Below are 13358 nucleotides of genomic sequence, written 5' to 3' on the forward strand. Positions count from 1 at the left end.
TATCGTTCGGATTTTTTGCTGTTATAGTGAACATAAGTTTCATATATGCAGGTGCTTTTAGCGGTGTAACAAGTGATCTATATTAGCTTATTCATCCTATTTGTTCGTCTGTAGACTGGATTGATTTCGTTATGTCTCAATATTATTTTTTTACAGGATTTTTTAGAGAAGAGAAATCATACACTATTTTACTCTTATAGATTAATTTGCTATTATAGGGAATGGTCAATTTCGAAACATTGTATAAATTTTTAACGTGTTTACAGTTGACTATCTAAATAAAATCACTATATGTTTATAGAGAGAATATATTATGTGAAAGTAAGGGTGAGAAAAGAGATGAGAGAGTATAGAATTGGGAGTGTTATGAGAGACCTTCGCAAAATGGCAGGGTTGACACAACAAGAATTATCAAGAGACATTTGTACACAAGCGCAAATCAGCAAAATTGAAAACGGTGAAGAATATCCATCAAGCATTACCCTCTATAAAATTTCTAAGCGCCTTGGCGTAGATGTTAACTACTTTTTTGATAGTGTCGAATCACCTCGACTTGATTACGTAGATGCGGTTCAATCGTTAATTCGTCAATATATTCGTCAGAGAGATTATGATGCTATTCATAATATCATTGTAAAAGAAAAAGAAAGTCCGCTGTTTCAAAATCCGCTGAACAAGCAATTTTTAATGTGGCACGAAGGTATTTGCGTGTATTACATTCATCATAACAAAGAAGATGCGCTGTCTAAAATGTACCAAGCGATCGAGCTTACTAAGCAATCGGCAACGTTTTATAAAGAAAGAGAAATTGAAATTTTAAATAGCATTGGAATTATTCTTTATGAAGAGAAAGAGTATGAACAGGCTCTAGATACATATCAAACAGCACTCAAAAGCTTAAATGAGCTGCCCCAAACAAAAGACGAAAATATAAAAATTAGAATTTTAAATGCACTTGCCAAAACGCTTGGAGATATGAGTAACTATGATGAATCATTAATATATAGCAACCGAGGAATCGATTTGTGCATTAGTAATGAATCAATGTATTTATTTGGAGAACTTCATTACCAAGCAGGAGAGAGCTTAATCAAATTAGGTAAAATTGAACAAGGTAAAGAATATATGGAAAAGTCTATGACCATTTTCACCCTGCAACGAAATGAGCGATTCGTCAAGCTAGTAGAAAAAGAACTTGAAGCTCTATTTGTTTAAAATATTCCTATCATTATAATTTTTGAGAAATTTCTATCAAAATGGAGGAAATCCATGATTTTAAGGGGATAAATGCTGATAGAAAGGAATTCATCTACTTTTATCCTGTGATACACTAGAGTCAAATCAAAGAAAGAGGAGGAAATAATTATGAAAAAAGTATTAGTCGGTATGGCATTAGCGTTTACATTAGTAGCAGGTGTTGCTTCAGTTGGAACAAGCGTAGCAACAGGAGATTTTTCAACATTAGGTCTTCCAAGCCAACATTAATAAAAAAAGCCGTGCTAAGAAGCACGGCTTTTTTTATTGTGTTTTACTTGACTGATCTTTGTTGCGTTTGTTTCCCTTTGAATTATCCCCGCTTGAAATTTCTTCACCCATTTCAACAAGATGGTGCTGCGTTTTTGGGTTACTTTGATTAGCGCTTCCTTTATTATTCTTTTTTGTCATCTTCATTCTCCTTTAAAATGATGGCAATGCATCGAGATTATTTGTTTTGTCATGGTCAGGAATACTGCGAATATACGTACCGCCGTCTTTCCCTACAAAGGTACTCACATGCTCAACGTCTCCGGCTTCTACTTTCTTTAACGCTTCTTCATAGGTTAAAACAGCTCCTGAAGCCGTTTGAAATTCTAGCAGGTCACCCTCTGCATTTTTACGTACCGCAACGAAACGTTCTTTCATACAAATAAACACCTTCCTTTACATCTATATGGTTGCTGAAAAAGTCGTTTTTATTCATTGCAAAAAGTGATAAGGTAAAGAAAAGAGTACAAAGGGGATAAAAAATGACAACATTTAATTGGCATGACCAAGCTCAAGACGAGTGGAACCAAAAAGTATCATTTTGGAATAGCCGAAGTGAAGAAATGTGGAAAAACGGAAGTCGGAAAACAGTTATTCCATTTATTCAAAAACATCTTAAATCAGGTGGTATAGTGGCAGACGTCGGCTGCGGTGATGGGTTTGGGACGTCTCTTCTAGCCGCTTCTGGATATAAAGCAATCGGTCTTGATTTATCAGAAGAAATGATTCAAAAAGCATCCCAACTGCATAAAAGTGAAAATTTGTCGTTCGCTCAAGCTGATATTATGAAGCTCCCGCTGTCTTCTGAATCAGTAGAAGGGGTTATGGTAATCAACGCCCTGGAATGGACGGAGCACCCGCGATTAGCTCTGAAGGAATTGCACCGAGTTGTAAAAACAGGAGGATATGCATGTATAGGTATTCTTGGACCAACTGCTCAGCCTCGTACTAATAGTTTTCAAAGACTATATGGTGAAGACGTTATTTGCAATACGATGATGCCGTGGGAGTTTGAACAGCTTGCAAAAGAAAATGGATGGGAAGTAATCGATGGCGAAGGTGTATATAAGCGAAATGTTACAGATAAGCTGATTGGACAGCTTCCAAATGAATTAAAGCAAGCCTTAACGTTTCTATGGCTATTTATGCTCAAGAAACAATAAAAACAGCACACCTCTCCTTATATGTAGCTGTACAAAGGGTACACTACAAACTGGAGGTGAGTGACATGAGTAAAATTAAAAAAGACCGCTCAAAATCAGAGCTAGGTTCACCAAATGTAGAAGGACAAGGGACGACCACTTCTGAACAAGGTGTTCAAAGCAGTTCAGCTAACAAAAAGCAGAAGCGTTCATAACAAAAATAAAACGAACTTGCAGGGAGAACAACGAGCTCCCTGCAAGTTCGTTTTATTTATGGGGTCAGTTTTATAAATAAGAAGGTATTGTGTGCAAGATTATAGATAGCTTATAATAAAATCTGAGCCAATAATTGTAATTTTATACAAGCTTGGTTTACAGCTGATGTAAAGTGGAGGTGTAATAAATGGTAAATAAAAGATGTTTACCGGATACTGCAGCGTCTCATGCAAAGCCTGATATTAGAAAGGCGATACTTTGCATGGGGTGGACGGTTTAGTAATAGACATCGCCTAACCGCGCATATCTCATTTCTAATATATACGGCTTTGCCCCTTATTGTATAAGCAAAACCACATAAGGAGCTGGCAGAAATGACGTATGTAAAAGCAACAAATATTTTACCTAAAGAGCTGATTAGTGAAATTCAAAAATACATTCAAGGAGAAACCATTTATATTCCAAAGCCGCAGAAGGCAAAAAGAAAATGGGGAACTTGCTCTGGTGGAAGAAAGTTGATTGACGAGCGAAACGAACGGATTAAGAATTTGTTTGAAAAAGGAACTTCAATTGAGGAACTAGCCCGTGAATACTTTTTATCAACCGAAACCATCAAAAAAATTGTATATAAAAAGCAACGGTAGAAATCAAGCGCTGGCAACTGAATGCCTGCGCTTTTTTAGGTATAGTTTATTTCTGATTTATTTTTTACATTTCATAAAAGGAATCCGTACGGTAAAGTAAAAAGTAGCTAATTAAATGAAGAAGGAGTGAAGAACGTGGAAGCGTTTATAAGAAATGATCAATATAATTTTATCAAAAGCCAAACGCAAATTCTTATCAATGGGCATGGAACAGTAAACAATTCTGATGTGCTGCAGGCTTTAAAAGCTCTTGCAAAAGAAAAAGTATTAAATGTGTTTGATGTTCTTAGCGAGGAACAGGAAGAATTACTGCTGTCAGTTGCTGAGGTTAGAAATAAGGAGCAAGCAGAGGTGTTTTTAGAAACGATAAAGCCTTACGTGATTCCATTTAAATCTTTTACAGAAGCTGGCGTGAAAAAGCTGTTTCCAAAAGTGAAAAAGTTAAAAGTCCCTTCTGCTGATAGCATGGATCTAACGAGCATTTCCTATGTTAGCTGGATCGATAAAGGCTCAAACAGAAAGTTTATCGTAGCGCAGGAGCCGTATACCCAGAAGTTAAAAGGTATTCAAGGAACATTTAAACCTATCAATCAGAAAGGAATATGCACGCTTTGCCACAGCTACGAGGAAGTCGGTATGTTCACTGCTGAAATCAAAGGAACTGTTCAAGGGACATTTACACAACGAGGAAATTATATTTGTCACGATAGCGAAGCATGTAATCAAAATCTGCTTACCTTAGAGCGGCTTCATGATTTTATGTTAAGGCTCAGTAAATAACATGCGGCTAATAAGAAGAATACAAAAAGAGAAGGTTCAGCCTCTATACTTTTGGTGAGACTGAGCCTTCTTTGTCTATCTGCTTTTCTCGATTGGATTGTCACGATAGCTAATCCAATCGCTCCAGCTGCCGGCATATAATTTTACATTTGGAAAACCTGCTGATTTTAAAGCTAAAACGTTCGGACAAGCAGATACACCCGATCCGCAGTATACAATGATTTCAGCGTGAGAATCAATAGCTGAAAACATTTCCTTCCACTCTTTATCTGTTTTCCATAAACCTTCTGAAGTTAACACATCTTGCCAGAAAGAATGAATGGCGCCTGGGATATGTCCTGCTACAAAATCAATGGGTTCTTCTAAGCCGAGATATCTCCTTTTTTCACGAGAGTCGATAAGAACAACATTAGGGTTATGAAGATTCTCTTTTACGTATTCAACTCCTGCAAGTCCCCAATCTTGTTGAACGAAAGGTACAAACGTTTGAGGGGAAGCTTCTGGGACGTTCTTCGTTGTTTCATATCCCGATTGCTTCCAGTTATTAAAACCTCCATTTAAAATTTTTACGTCTTCAATTCCTATATATCGCAGTAGCCACCATGCTCTTGAAGCCATCATTCCGTTTTGTTCATCATAAACGACGACTTTTGAATCAGCATTAATTCCTAAGCTGCCGAGCTTTTGAGCTAGTTTTTGAACGTCAGGCAGCGGGTGTCTGCCTCCGCGAGAAGCAGCTGCAGAAGACAAATCTTTTTCTAAATCCAAGTAATGAGCATGCGGGAGGTGCTCATTTTGATAAGCATTTGCGCCTGCCTCAGAATTTCCAAGGGTAAATCGGCAGTCAAGCAACACAATGGAGTGTTGGGGGTGCTGTAATGCAGTATGTAAGTCAGCTGGTGAAATAATAGTATTCATAACATTCACATCCTTTTACCAAAATTCTAGTTGAAATAACTAAAAATGAAAAGCGTTATATGTAAATTACGGCAAAGCTATTTTGTTTTCCTTCAATTATTCCCCGTAGAATAATTGACCATTTTAACGCTTATCTGATGCAGAGCGAAATGCTCCTGTGCTACAGTTATAATAAGAGTTACATAGTATAAGTCAAATGCTCAGCGTAATGTCGTACCTACTATTGAAGAGAAGGAGAGAGAAAGATGCAAACAAATGAAAAAAAAGAATTTAAACTGATTGCACTAGATATGGATGGAACGCTGCTGAACAATCAGCAAGAAATTTCTAAAGAAAATCGTGAGGCCATTGCTAAAGCTCAAGAACAAGGTGTTCATGTGGTGCTAAGCACAGGGCGATCTCTTTTAACATGCCGTGAATATGCGCAGTCTCTTCAGCTATCTTCTTACCTTATTACAGTAAACGGAAGTGAAATTTGGGATGAATCTGGAGAGCTTGTAGAACGAAAGTTAATTGATGCTGCTTATATCGAGAAGATGTGGAATTTAACGCAAGAGCATAAGCTTAACTTTTGGGCGGTGACTACGGATAAAGTATGGAGAGACGAATTTCCAGAAGATATTGCCTCACAGGAATGGCTGAAGTTTGGCTACGATATTCCAGATGATGTTTTACGAGAAGAAGTGCTGAAACAAATAGCAAGCATTTCAGATTTTGAAATTAGCAACTCTAGTTTAACGAATCTAGAAATTAATGCACTTGGTATTAACAAAGCAAAAGGGATCATGACCGTATGTGAACGTTTGGGCATTTCAATGGATGAAGTCATTGCCATGGGAGACAGCTTAAATGATATGGCTATGATTGAAGCGGCAGGGTGTGGAATCGCCATGGGAAATGCTCAGGAAGCTGTAAAAGAAGCAGCGGACTGGGTGACAGATACAAATGTCAATAACGGAGTAGCGAAGGCTATCAGCCACTGGGTGCTGAAATAACAGCAGCTCTCCATGTTGCACAACTTAACTGCTTCCCGCATAAACTGATACTGGATGCCTCCCTTAGAGTTCGTCTTATACGTATATATAAGGAGAAGCCATCTAGTTAAGGAGTGGGGAGTATGAGTGATTTATCATTAGACAAGCTGTTACAAAAAGCAGAAAATAAGTTGCAAGATGTACATGAAATAGTGCAGGAAAAAGCGTACGAGCTCATTGGGCAAGCATATAAAGAAAGCATATTTGTTAGTATCACTGAAGGATTTAGATCGATAGAGCATCAGCACAAACTATATTCACAAGGCCGAACAACACCAGGAAGTATTGTGACTAATGCCAAAGGCGGGTATTCTTATCATAACTATGGACTAGCTTTTGACATTGCGCTGCTTGATAACGACGGAAAAGTTGACTGGACCATTGATCGAAGATGGAACAAAGCGGGAGAGATAGGAAAAAGGATTGGGTTGGAATGGGGAGGAGATTGGACAAGCTTAAAAGATTACCCTCATTTTCAATATACATTCGGTTTATCTTTGTCGGAGCTTCGAAGTGGAAAAGGACCTAAAAAACAGACGCCAAAGGCTTCAAGCATGTTAATTAAATACGGAGATCGAGGAAATCACGTACAGTTAATTCAGCGTATGCTTATTCACTTAGGTTATTCTCTTTTTGGAGGCGCAGACGGTATATTCGGGTCTTCCACTTTCAAAGCGGTAAAAGCTTTTCAACAAGCACTTTATCTGCAGGTAGATGGAATAGTTGGACCGAAAACACTCGAAAAACTCTACAATAATTTTAATAAAACTATGTTCTAAATAACCATAAAAACCGATAACGAGAAAAGGAAGAAAGGAGATGGATGGAAATCGTCTCCTTTCTTCCTTTTCTGTAGTTATAGTAGAAAAACTGAAATTTATAAAGAAATAAAAAGGATTTTCTAAGCGTAAGAAACGTTCACGTGATCTAACTGGATAACATTGCTCAACAACACGATATCTTTATATATTTCACTTTTTACAGAGGCGTTTGAACAGTTTTGATAGTCTTTCAACAAGCGGCCAAGTTCTTTAATAAATAACAACGTCTCTTGTTCATTAATCATAGTCAAAACTCCTTGTTTAGAAATGAATCCAGGTCATTATATAGGAATTCTATCATATCTATACGCACCTGTTGACAAAAAAAGTTCGTCAATTTTTTTGTGGGAAGAAGAAATTTAGGGATATGTGGAATGCGTTCGACTCTCTCATTTTATATATATGCAGCTTGTCTAAAAATATGAGAGTAGTTATAGTAATATTTACTCCTAATCATGCAACTTAAAACCTATTTTAGAGGTTATCCGTAAATTCCCTCTATTGTAGAGGGATGGAACAAAAAAAGAATGTCTCTTTTTGTATCTTTAGTATGATAATGTTTTGAAGAAATAAGGCATATTTTTGAGTGTTAAGATGGATTTGAATTAGATCTTTTGACACGCTCTTTTTGTAGGAGAGGCATATTTACTTTCTATCAAGGGAAATCGTAAAGCTCCAAAGAGTTTCTAAATCAGAAACTCTTTGGAGCTTAATTTTTTGGATAAGGGATGTGCAAAAGTTCAGGGACGGTCACAAAATGATATCCTTCTTGCTTAAGTCTAGGAATGATGGTATCCAGTGACTTTGCGGTGTTAGAAAGGTCCATGGTCCAATGGCCGCCGTCGTGCATCAAAACAATTGTTCCGGCATGCATGTTCTTAAATACATTATTGGTGATTTCTGTTTCTGGGATTTGCTTCCAGTCTAATGAATCAGAAGACCAGTTAATCGCATAGACATTTTCATTTGGCAGCTCGTTGATCATTTCTTTCGTTAAATTTCCATATGGAGGACGAAACAGCTGTGTTTCAAAACCGGTAATGTTTTTAATAATAGCCTGAGTTTTGGCAATTTCCCAGTGAAACTTTTCAGTAGATTCCTTTAGTAAATTGGGGTGCCAATAGGTATGAATCCCAACAGCATGACCTTCGGCTACCATTCTTTTCACCAGCTCAGGGTGTTCGTGAGCTTTTGCCCCAATAAGAAAAAAGGTTGCTTTAATACCATGCTTTTTCAATTGATCCAATACATGTGGAGTAAAGCGCGGATCCGGTCCATCATCAAATGTTAGGGCGGTTTGCTTTAGTTGGTTATTACCTTGATAAAGCAAACGGTCACGCACAGCTACATTTTTTACTTGTTCCGCTTTACATAGTGCAGGAAGGGCTCCATTAAATAAGAAACACAGTGTAAAAAGCAGTATGCTAATTCTTCGTATCATGTACATGCACGCTCCTTTCTAGGGCAAAGTATAACGTTATGATACCCGATTAAAAATTTTGTATGAAGCTGAATTTCCCTTTTGTGTCAAAGCGTATGATATGCATGAAACAGCGTACTATAATAAACAGTTACTATTAGGTGAAGAAAGGAAAAAGCAGATGAAAAAAATAATGATTGCCGTAGCATTGATTTTTTCGCTAAGTTTATCTCCCTTAGCTGAATATATTTCCTATCATGATGACTATAACGTAAGTGCAAGGTCGTATCGTTCGGGGAAGCGGTCCTTTAATAGACAGCCAAGCGTTAGACAAAATGAGCCGAGGTCTAATTTTTCAAACCGCAGAAATGGAACTGTAAATCGAGGAGTTACCCGTTCAAAACGAGGAGGATTCGCCCGTGGACTGCTTTATGGCGGCCTGGCAGGGATGTTATTTGGGGGTTTGCTTGGTCATATGGGTGCACTGGGCGGGATTTTTGGGTTGTTAATTAACATTTTAGCTATTGTGCTTATAATTAATTTAATTCTGCGTTTATTCCGCCCTTCTCGTCGCGACAATAATTGGAGGTAGACCGTAATTGCTGTCATAAACTAATAAGAAAGCTCCATATAAATAAGAAAACGCTTTCTATAGTTAATCGAAAGGATGAAACGTATGTCAGCAAACAGACAGCGCAGCAAATACCTGGCGTTTTGCACAGAATGCGGTCTCCCAAACAGGTTAACATTGTTTCTTTTAAGACAGTACGTTGCGACAGACGAATATAGCGGATTTTATTGTGGGAATTGCGGAATTCGAAACGAATTTCCAGATTCGGTCATTGAATATATTAAAGAACTTTAAAAAAAGCTGGGACAAGAAAATCCGAACGTGTTTGATTCTCCATCAAGAATCAAACACGTTCGGATTTTTTCATTGGTAGGGTGAACGTAGGCTGTATGTAGGTGCTTCTAAGGTGAAGAGTTCTGGAGGAAAAGCGGAAGAGGTGAGACCCTGCAGGAGCAAAAGTGGCGAGGAAGCTCATCGGCCGTCCGCGGAAAGCGACGTCTTGCGTCGAAATCAATACCGGTGAAACAAGCGATCCATACTAGACCATTTATCCCGTTTGTTTGTCTGTAGATTGATTTCGTTATGTCTCAATCTCTTTATTTATTTGATAAAACTATATTCTAAATGCAAATTGAAAAGAAAAACATAGCTGTGCACAAAGATAACTAAATATTTTTCTTTATTAAGGATAATCAATAATTTCCTCCCTTCAGGCTTGCTGATTAAGGGCAGTGTAAAATGATTTATAAGAAGAATAGATAAAATGAATAGCTGTAAGACCTAACTAACATTTTTTGATTGCAGAAAATCGATTGAACCATACTTTAGAAGGAAGCATATACTACATTAAAATTTTAGAAAACGGAGGAATTGACTAATGCCTGTTTCCGTCATTTTCAACCAAATAAATGTGGTAAGTATGGTTTCCAATTCAGTAATTGCTTCGGGTCAAAATAGCCAGCCAGATTGGAATTCCCAAGGTAAATTTAACTTAGGAAACGGATTTTCTGTAAATTCAGCTATACTGGGCAGTACGAATATCATCAATGATCAAGATGTTTGTGACATTCCAATTACCCAGCCGGAAAATATTAATCCTCAGCCCGTTTCTCAATTCTAGGGAAAAAGAAGATGAAAGAAGTTGAAAAAGTTGATTATAAAATTTACTAATCTTAATGTTACGTATATTTCTACTAATTCTGGTATTTTCACAGGGGAAAATACTCAATCAGATTGGCAAGTAAATTGGAAAAGTAATACGGGGTTTGGTGAAATAATCGGCTATAACAACTTTGCCTCTCAAATTGTAAATATCATTAACGATAATGATGTCGTTGATTCCTATTTTTCCGAAAATATAGATGTCAACAACGCCCCTGTTACACAAAGTTAAATGAGGAAAAACGGGTTCTGCAAATACCCAATTAAGCACTCTATTAATTATTCTGTCAGAGTGGCGAGAATAGATTAGTAATAGAGTTAAGCCATCTTTTATACAGATGGTTTTTTGCTAGCTTATTTTAGGGTGTAATCGCAGCTATTAACATAGACTAAAAGGTAATGACAGGAATACTTTTATCGTAAACGGAGTAAGTATCATAGAAAAGACGTAAAAGCTCAAATGGTTAAAGAGACGTTCAATTTGAGGTGAACAGATAAGAATTTAAACATAAGATAATGTATTTTCAGTTTTATATTGAATGTGATGAAGCAAACTTCTGTCTGTGAGGTGTTGTCCATGGCTAATATTCACTATCATTCGATTAAAGTAAACAAAATTCAAAATAGTTCAGGCCTATTTTACGGCGTTAATATTCAATATAAGTGGAATCATAAAAGTCGAATTTCTGATGGTTTCGGAAAAGTAGTTGGTGATTCTAATAAAATTTTAAATAATACCACCATTGCGAAAATCCCTAAAAAGAATGATTAATAAAAACGTAGAGTCAATCCTCCTTTCTGACCTGTTCAAAAGAATCATTTACATCATCTTCACCAAGAACAAGATGTGTGTTATAGGATAGTTGATTATCATCTCCCAAAATTGTTCCAAAACCTGAATTACTGCTGCTGATTGTAGTTCCCCAATTTTGTTGCACATTCTTACCTATAAAAACTCCTGCGTTGTTTTTAACCGAATTTACGGTGAGATCATCAAAAACGATCTGAGGAGAACGAAGATGTATTTTCATAATTCCTCCCGATACATATGAGACATTAATAGAAGTCATCTAATACACTATTATATGTTGTAGATGGGCTAAAAGTGTTAAATCAAATAAGGGGTCAAACTCTATGGATGAAAAGGTGCTGAATATACTCCAAAACATTGAAAAAAGGCTTACAGATTTAGAAAAAAACATGAATGAACTTTCAAAAAAAACGGTTCATTCTTTTCATTTAGATATAGAGAACGTTCAAACTAAACTTGGACGAACTGTCTTATTATTTAGAGCATATTGATGTAAAGGAACTCAGTGGAACTTTGAATATTGGTAATACTTTTCCTTCGCAAACGAATCAATATCAAGCGCCGGGAAACAAAGGTAAAAAAACAACAAATGAATCTGATGTCAATCGAAAATCGGGTAGTCAGAATATTAAAGAAAAGGGTCCTTCTGAAATATCAGTTAAAATTAATGAAAGAAGTGTCCCTTATACACTAACCCATACGGAAGAAATGAGGGAGCCTGATCAAGCTCTAGAATTAACTTTTAGCATAGGTGACATCCACATTGGCACAATTGAAGATGCTTCAGCTGTAAATTTTGGTAATAACTTTCCCACAAACTTCAGAAGTCATAAAAAAGTGAGTCAAGGATTCGGTAATATTTTAGGCAATCAAAATGACATTCATGACATCTTATCCTCTTTGGAAGAAAAAGATATATCGGAAGTATACAATGAAAGCCAAGACGGCAAGCCGCCCCAGTGGCTGGACACAATGGTAGAAGAACAAAAGAAGGAAATGGATGAAACAAAACTAAATGAAGATGAAAAGGGAGAATGAGCAATAGTATGTGAGTGTTGGATCTCAAAAGCAGTGTTGTTGATGCTGAATTTTTGAAAGAAAGCTTTAATTGCGGAATAAAGAAGAATTAGTAATAGAAAACCTGCTTCTCTAAACGAGCAGCAGGTTTTCTATTTTATTTCTCATTTGCTGCAGTTTTAACACAAAAAGAGCATGCGTAACTTTAATTGAACACTGGGACAGATCGGTTCTTTCATTCCCACAGATATGGAGTCTCTTGGTAAACATAATAGTTCAACCAATTCATAAACAGCAGGTTGGCATGAGAACGCCATGTTTTTAAAGGGTTTTTGTCAGGATCATTGTTTGGGAAATAGTGTTCCGGAAGCTTTGGCTCTAGCCCTCTTTCTGTATCTCGAAGAAATTCTTCCTGTAGCGTTTGAACGTCGTACTCTGGGTGACCTGTAACGAAAACAAACTTTTCGTCTTTAGACATAGCCATATAAACACCAGCTTCTTCAGAGTAGGAAAGAAGCTCAAGGCCAGGATGGTTTTTTACTTCATTCATGTCGACGTCGGTGTGACGAGAATGAGGAGAATAAAAGACATCATCAAATCCTCGCAGCAGCTTAATCGGTTCTTCACTCGATACCACATGCGTAAATACACCCGTGCATTTATCAGAAAGAGGTCGCTTGTCAATGCCAAAGTGATGATAAAGGCCGGCTTGAGCTCCCCAACAGATATGAAGGGTAGAAGTCACATTTGTTTTACACCAATCCATAATTTCTTGAAGCTCTTTCCAGTAGTTTACTTCTTCAAATGGTATATGTTCTACAGGTGCCCCTGTAATAATCATTCCGTCATATTTTCGTTCTTTAATTTGTTCAAACGTTTTATAAAACTGATCTAGGTGATTTTTACTCGTTGTTTTTGCTTTATGGCTTGCCGTATAAAGAAGTGTAATATGCACTTGCAGCGGTGAGTTCCCGAGTAAACGTAATAATTGCGTTTCAGCTTTTTCTTTTTCCGGCATTAAGTTTAGGATAACAATATTAAGCGGGCGAATTTCTTGGTTAACCGCGCGCACGTCGTCCATGATGAAAATTCTCTCTTTTTCTAAAATTTCTTTTGCCGGAAGATCACGTGGAATATTAATAGGCAATAAAATTCCTCCTATTCGATTTCGAAGTAATGACGCGTATAAATGTTCTTTCTCACGTGAAGATGAGGTCCAACATTTATGTACAATATACTATTATAGGAATATACAGAATATTAAGCAATTGAATTTTGAAAAAAAAGAGCATTAATATG

The 13358-nt window shown here is 36.9% G+C and carries 21 protein-coding genes; 14 read left to right on the plus strand and 7 right to left on the minus strand.

All coding sequences use genetic code 11. The annotated features are described in order from the left end of the window. Window positions 1–339: 339 nt before the first annotated feature. Window positions 340–1215, plus strand: a complete 876-nt coding sequence (locus ACFX4W_RS18295) for a helix-turn-helix domain-containing protein (protein ID WP_014460489.1) — start codon at window positions 340–342, stop codon at window positions 1213–1215. A gap of 303 nt (window positions 1216–1518) precedes the next feature. Here the strand turns inward: ACFX4W_RS18295 and ACFX4W_RS18300 are convergent, their stop codons facing one another. Together ACFX4W_RS18300 and ACFX4W_RS18305 are read right to left on the minus strand one after the other, a co-directional pair. After that, window positions 1519–1665: a hypothetical protein gene (locus ACFX4W_RS18300; RefSeq protein ID WP_013056671.1), complete on the minus strand. Its 147-nt coding sequence runs from the start codon at window positions 1663–1665 to the stop codon at window positions 1519–1521. A 12-nt stretch (window positions 1666–1677) separates the two neighbouring features. Next, the gene (locus ACFX4W_RS18305) at window positions 1678–1902 is read right to left on the minus strand and encodes a DUF3892 domain-containing protein (protein WP_043981998.1); all 225 of its coding nucleotides are present in this window, start codon (window positions 1900–1902) and stop codon (window positions 1678–1680) included. Window positions 1903–2006: 104 nt separating this feature from the next. Between ACFX4W_RS18305 and ACFX4W_RS18310 the strand changes: the two genes are divergently transcribed. From ACFX4W_RS18310 to ACFX4W_RS18325, 4 genes are all read left to right on the plus strand, one after another. Beyond that, window positions 2007–2687 (plus strand): class I SAM-dependent methyltransferase, encoded by a 681-nt coding sequence (locus ACFX4W_RS18310; protein ID WP_162214087.1) that lies wholly within the window; start codon window positions 2007–2009, stop codon window positions 2685–2687. Window positions 2688–2752: 65 nt separating this feature from the next. After that, window positions 2753–2881 carry a YuzL family protein gene (locus ACFX4W_RS18315; RefSeq protein ID WP_013056674.1) on the plus strand — a complete coding sequence of 43 codons (129 nt, stop codon included), beginning with the start codon at window positions 2753–2755 and terminating at the stop codon, window positions 2879–2881. Window positions 2882–3256: 375 nt separating this feature from the next. Beyond that, window positions 3257–3526, plus strand: a complete 270-nt coding sequence (locus ACFX4W_RS18320; RefSeq protein WP_165575258.1) for a CD3324 family protein — start codon at window positions 3257–3259, stop codon at window positions 3524–3526. Window positions 3527–3661: 135 nt separating this feature from the next. Beyond that, on the plus strand, window positions 3662–4306 hold the full coding sequence (locus ACFX4W_RS18325; protein WP_162214088.1) for a FusB/FusC family EF-G-binding protein: 645 nt from the start codon (window positions 3662–3664) through the stop codon (window positions 4304–4306). A gap of 75 nt (window positions 4307–4381) precedes the next feature. Here ACFX4W_RS18325 and ACFX4W_RS18330 read toward each other — a convergent pair whose 3' ends face one another. Then, window positions 4382–5224, minus strand: a complete 843-nt coding sequence (locus ACFX4W_RS18330; protein WP_043982006.1) for a sulfurtransferase — start codon at window positions 5222–5224, stop codon at window positions 4382–4384. A 245-nt stretch (window positions 5225–5469) separates the two neighbouring features. Here ACFX4W_RS18330 and ACFX4W_RS18335 point away from each other — a divergent pair, with 245 nt between their 5' ends. Both ACFX4W_RS18335 and ACFX4W_RS18340 read left to right on the plus strand, forming a co-directional pair. Beyond that, window positions 5470–6219 (plus strand): Cof-type HAD-IIB family hydrolase, encoded by a 750-nt coding sequence (locus ACFX4W_RS18335; RefSeq protein WP_280559503.1) that lies wholly within the window; start codon window positions 5470–5472, stop codon window positions 6217–6219. 122 nt (window positions 6220–6341) lie between these two features. After that, window positions 6342–7037, plus strand: a complete 696-nt coding sequence (locus ACFX4W_RS18340) for a peptidoglycan-binding protein (RefSeq protein ID WP_230185265.1) — start codon at window positions 6342–6344, stop codon at window positions 7035–7037. 122 nt (window positions 7038–7159) lie between these two features. On the opposite strand, the gene ACFX4W_RS18345 is transcribed toward ACFX4W_RS18340, so the two are convergent. Together ACFX4W_RS18345 and ACFX4W_RS18350 are read right to left on the minus strand one after the other, a co-directional pair. After that, window positions 7160–7324, minus strand: a complete 165-nt coding sequence (locus ACFX4W_RS18345; RefSeq protein WP_013056680.1) for a hypothetical protein — start codon at window positions 7322–7324, stop codon at window positions 7160–7162. A 464-nt stretch (window positions 7325–7788) separates the two neighbouring features. After that, window positions 7789–8520 (minus strand): polysaccharide deacetylase family protein, encoded by a 732-nt coding sequence (locus ACFX4W_RS18350; protein ID WP_162214092.1) that lies wholly within the window; start codon window positions 8518–8520, stop codon window positions 7789–7791. A 160-nt stretch (window positions 8521–8680) separates the two neighbouring features. Between ACFX4W_RS18350 and ACFX4W_RS18355 the strand changes: the two genes are divergently transcribed. From ACFX4W_RS18355 to ACFX4W_RS18375, 5 genes are all read left to right on the plus strand, one after another. After that, window positions 8681–9091 carry a hypothetical protein gene (locus tag ACFX4W_RS18355; protein WP_028408813.1) on the plus strand — a complete coding sequence of 137 codons (411 nt, stop codon included), beginning with the start codon at window positions 8681–8683 and terminating at the stop codon, window positions 9089–9091. An 84-nt stretch (window positions 9092–9175) separates the two neighbouring features. Continuing rightward, window positions 9176–9364 (plus strand): hypothetical protein, encoded by a 189-nt coding sequence (locus ACFX4W_RS18360; RefSeq protein WP_014460480.1) that lies wholly within the window; start codon window positions 9176–9178, stop codon window positions 9362–9364. Window positions 9365–9947: 583 nt separating this feature from the next. Next, the gene (locus tag ACFX4W_RS18365) at window positions 9948–10190 is read left to right on the plus strand and encodes a hypothetical protein (RefSeq protein WP_028408812.1); all 243 of its coding nucleotides are present in this window, start codon (window positions 9948–9950) and stop codon (window positions 10188–10190) included. A gap of 21 nt (window positions 10191–10211) precedes the next feature. Next, the gene (locus ACFX4W_RS18370) at window positions 10212–10463 is read left to right on the plus strand and encodes a hypothetical protein (RefSeq protein WP_034275938.1); all 252 of its coding nucleotides are present in this window, start codon (window positions 10212–10214) and stop codon (window positions 10461–10463) included. 345 nt (window positions 10464–10808) lie between these two features. Further along, the gene (locus ACFX4W_RS18375; RefSeq protein ID WP_162214094.1) at window positions 10809–11003 is read left to right on the plus strand and encodes a hypothetical protein; all 195 of its coding nucleotides are present in this window, start codon (window positions 10809–10811) and stop codon (window positions 11001–11003) included. Between the two features lie 13 nt (window positions 11004–11016). On the opposite strand, the gene ACFX4W_RS18380 is transcribed toward ACFX4W_RS18375, so the two are convergent. Next, window positions 11017–11262: a hypothetical protein gene (locus ACFX4W_RS18380; RefSeq protein WP_237074829.1), complete on the minus strand. Its 246-nt coding sequence runs from the start codon at window positions 11260–11262 to the stop codon at window positions 11017–11019. 103 nt (window positions 11263–11365) lie between these two features. On the opposite strand from ACFX4W_RS18380, the gene ACFX4W_RS18385 reads away from it, so the two are divergent. After that, window positions 11366–11533 carry a hypothetical protein gene (locus tag ACFX4W_RS18385; RefSeq protein WP_377559883.1) on the plus strand — a complete coding sequence of 56 codons (168 nt, stop codon included), beginning with the start codon at window positions 11366–11368 and terminating at the stop codon, window positions 11531–11533. A 22-nt stretch (window positions 11534–11555) separates the two neighbouring features. After that, window positions 11556–12080 carry a hypothetical protein gene (locus ACFX4W_RS18390; protein WP_377559884.1) on the plus strand — a complete coding sequence of 175 codons (525 nt, stop codon included), beginning with the start codon at window positions 11556–11558 and terminating at the stop codon, window positions 12078–12080. Window positions 12081–12294: 214 nt separating this feature from the next. Here ACFX4W_RS18390 and metA read toward each other — a convergent pair whose 3' ends face one another. Then, window positions 12295–13206 (minus strand): homoserine O-acetyltransferase MetA, encoded by a 912-nt coding sequence (metA, locus tag ACFX4W_RS18395; protein ID WP_043982019.1) that lies wholly within the window; start codon window positions 13204–13206, stop codon window positions 12295–12297. Window positions 13207–13358 lie beyond the last annotated feature (152 nt).

This window comes from Priestia sp. YIM B13489 (assembly GCF_042787645.1).
GTDB lineage: Bacteria > Bacillota > Bacilli > Bacillales > Bacillaceae_H > Priestia > Priestia megaterium.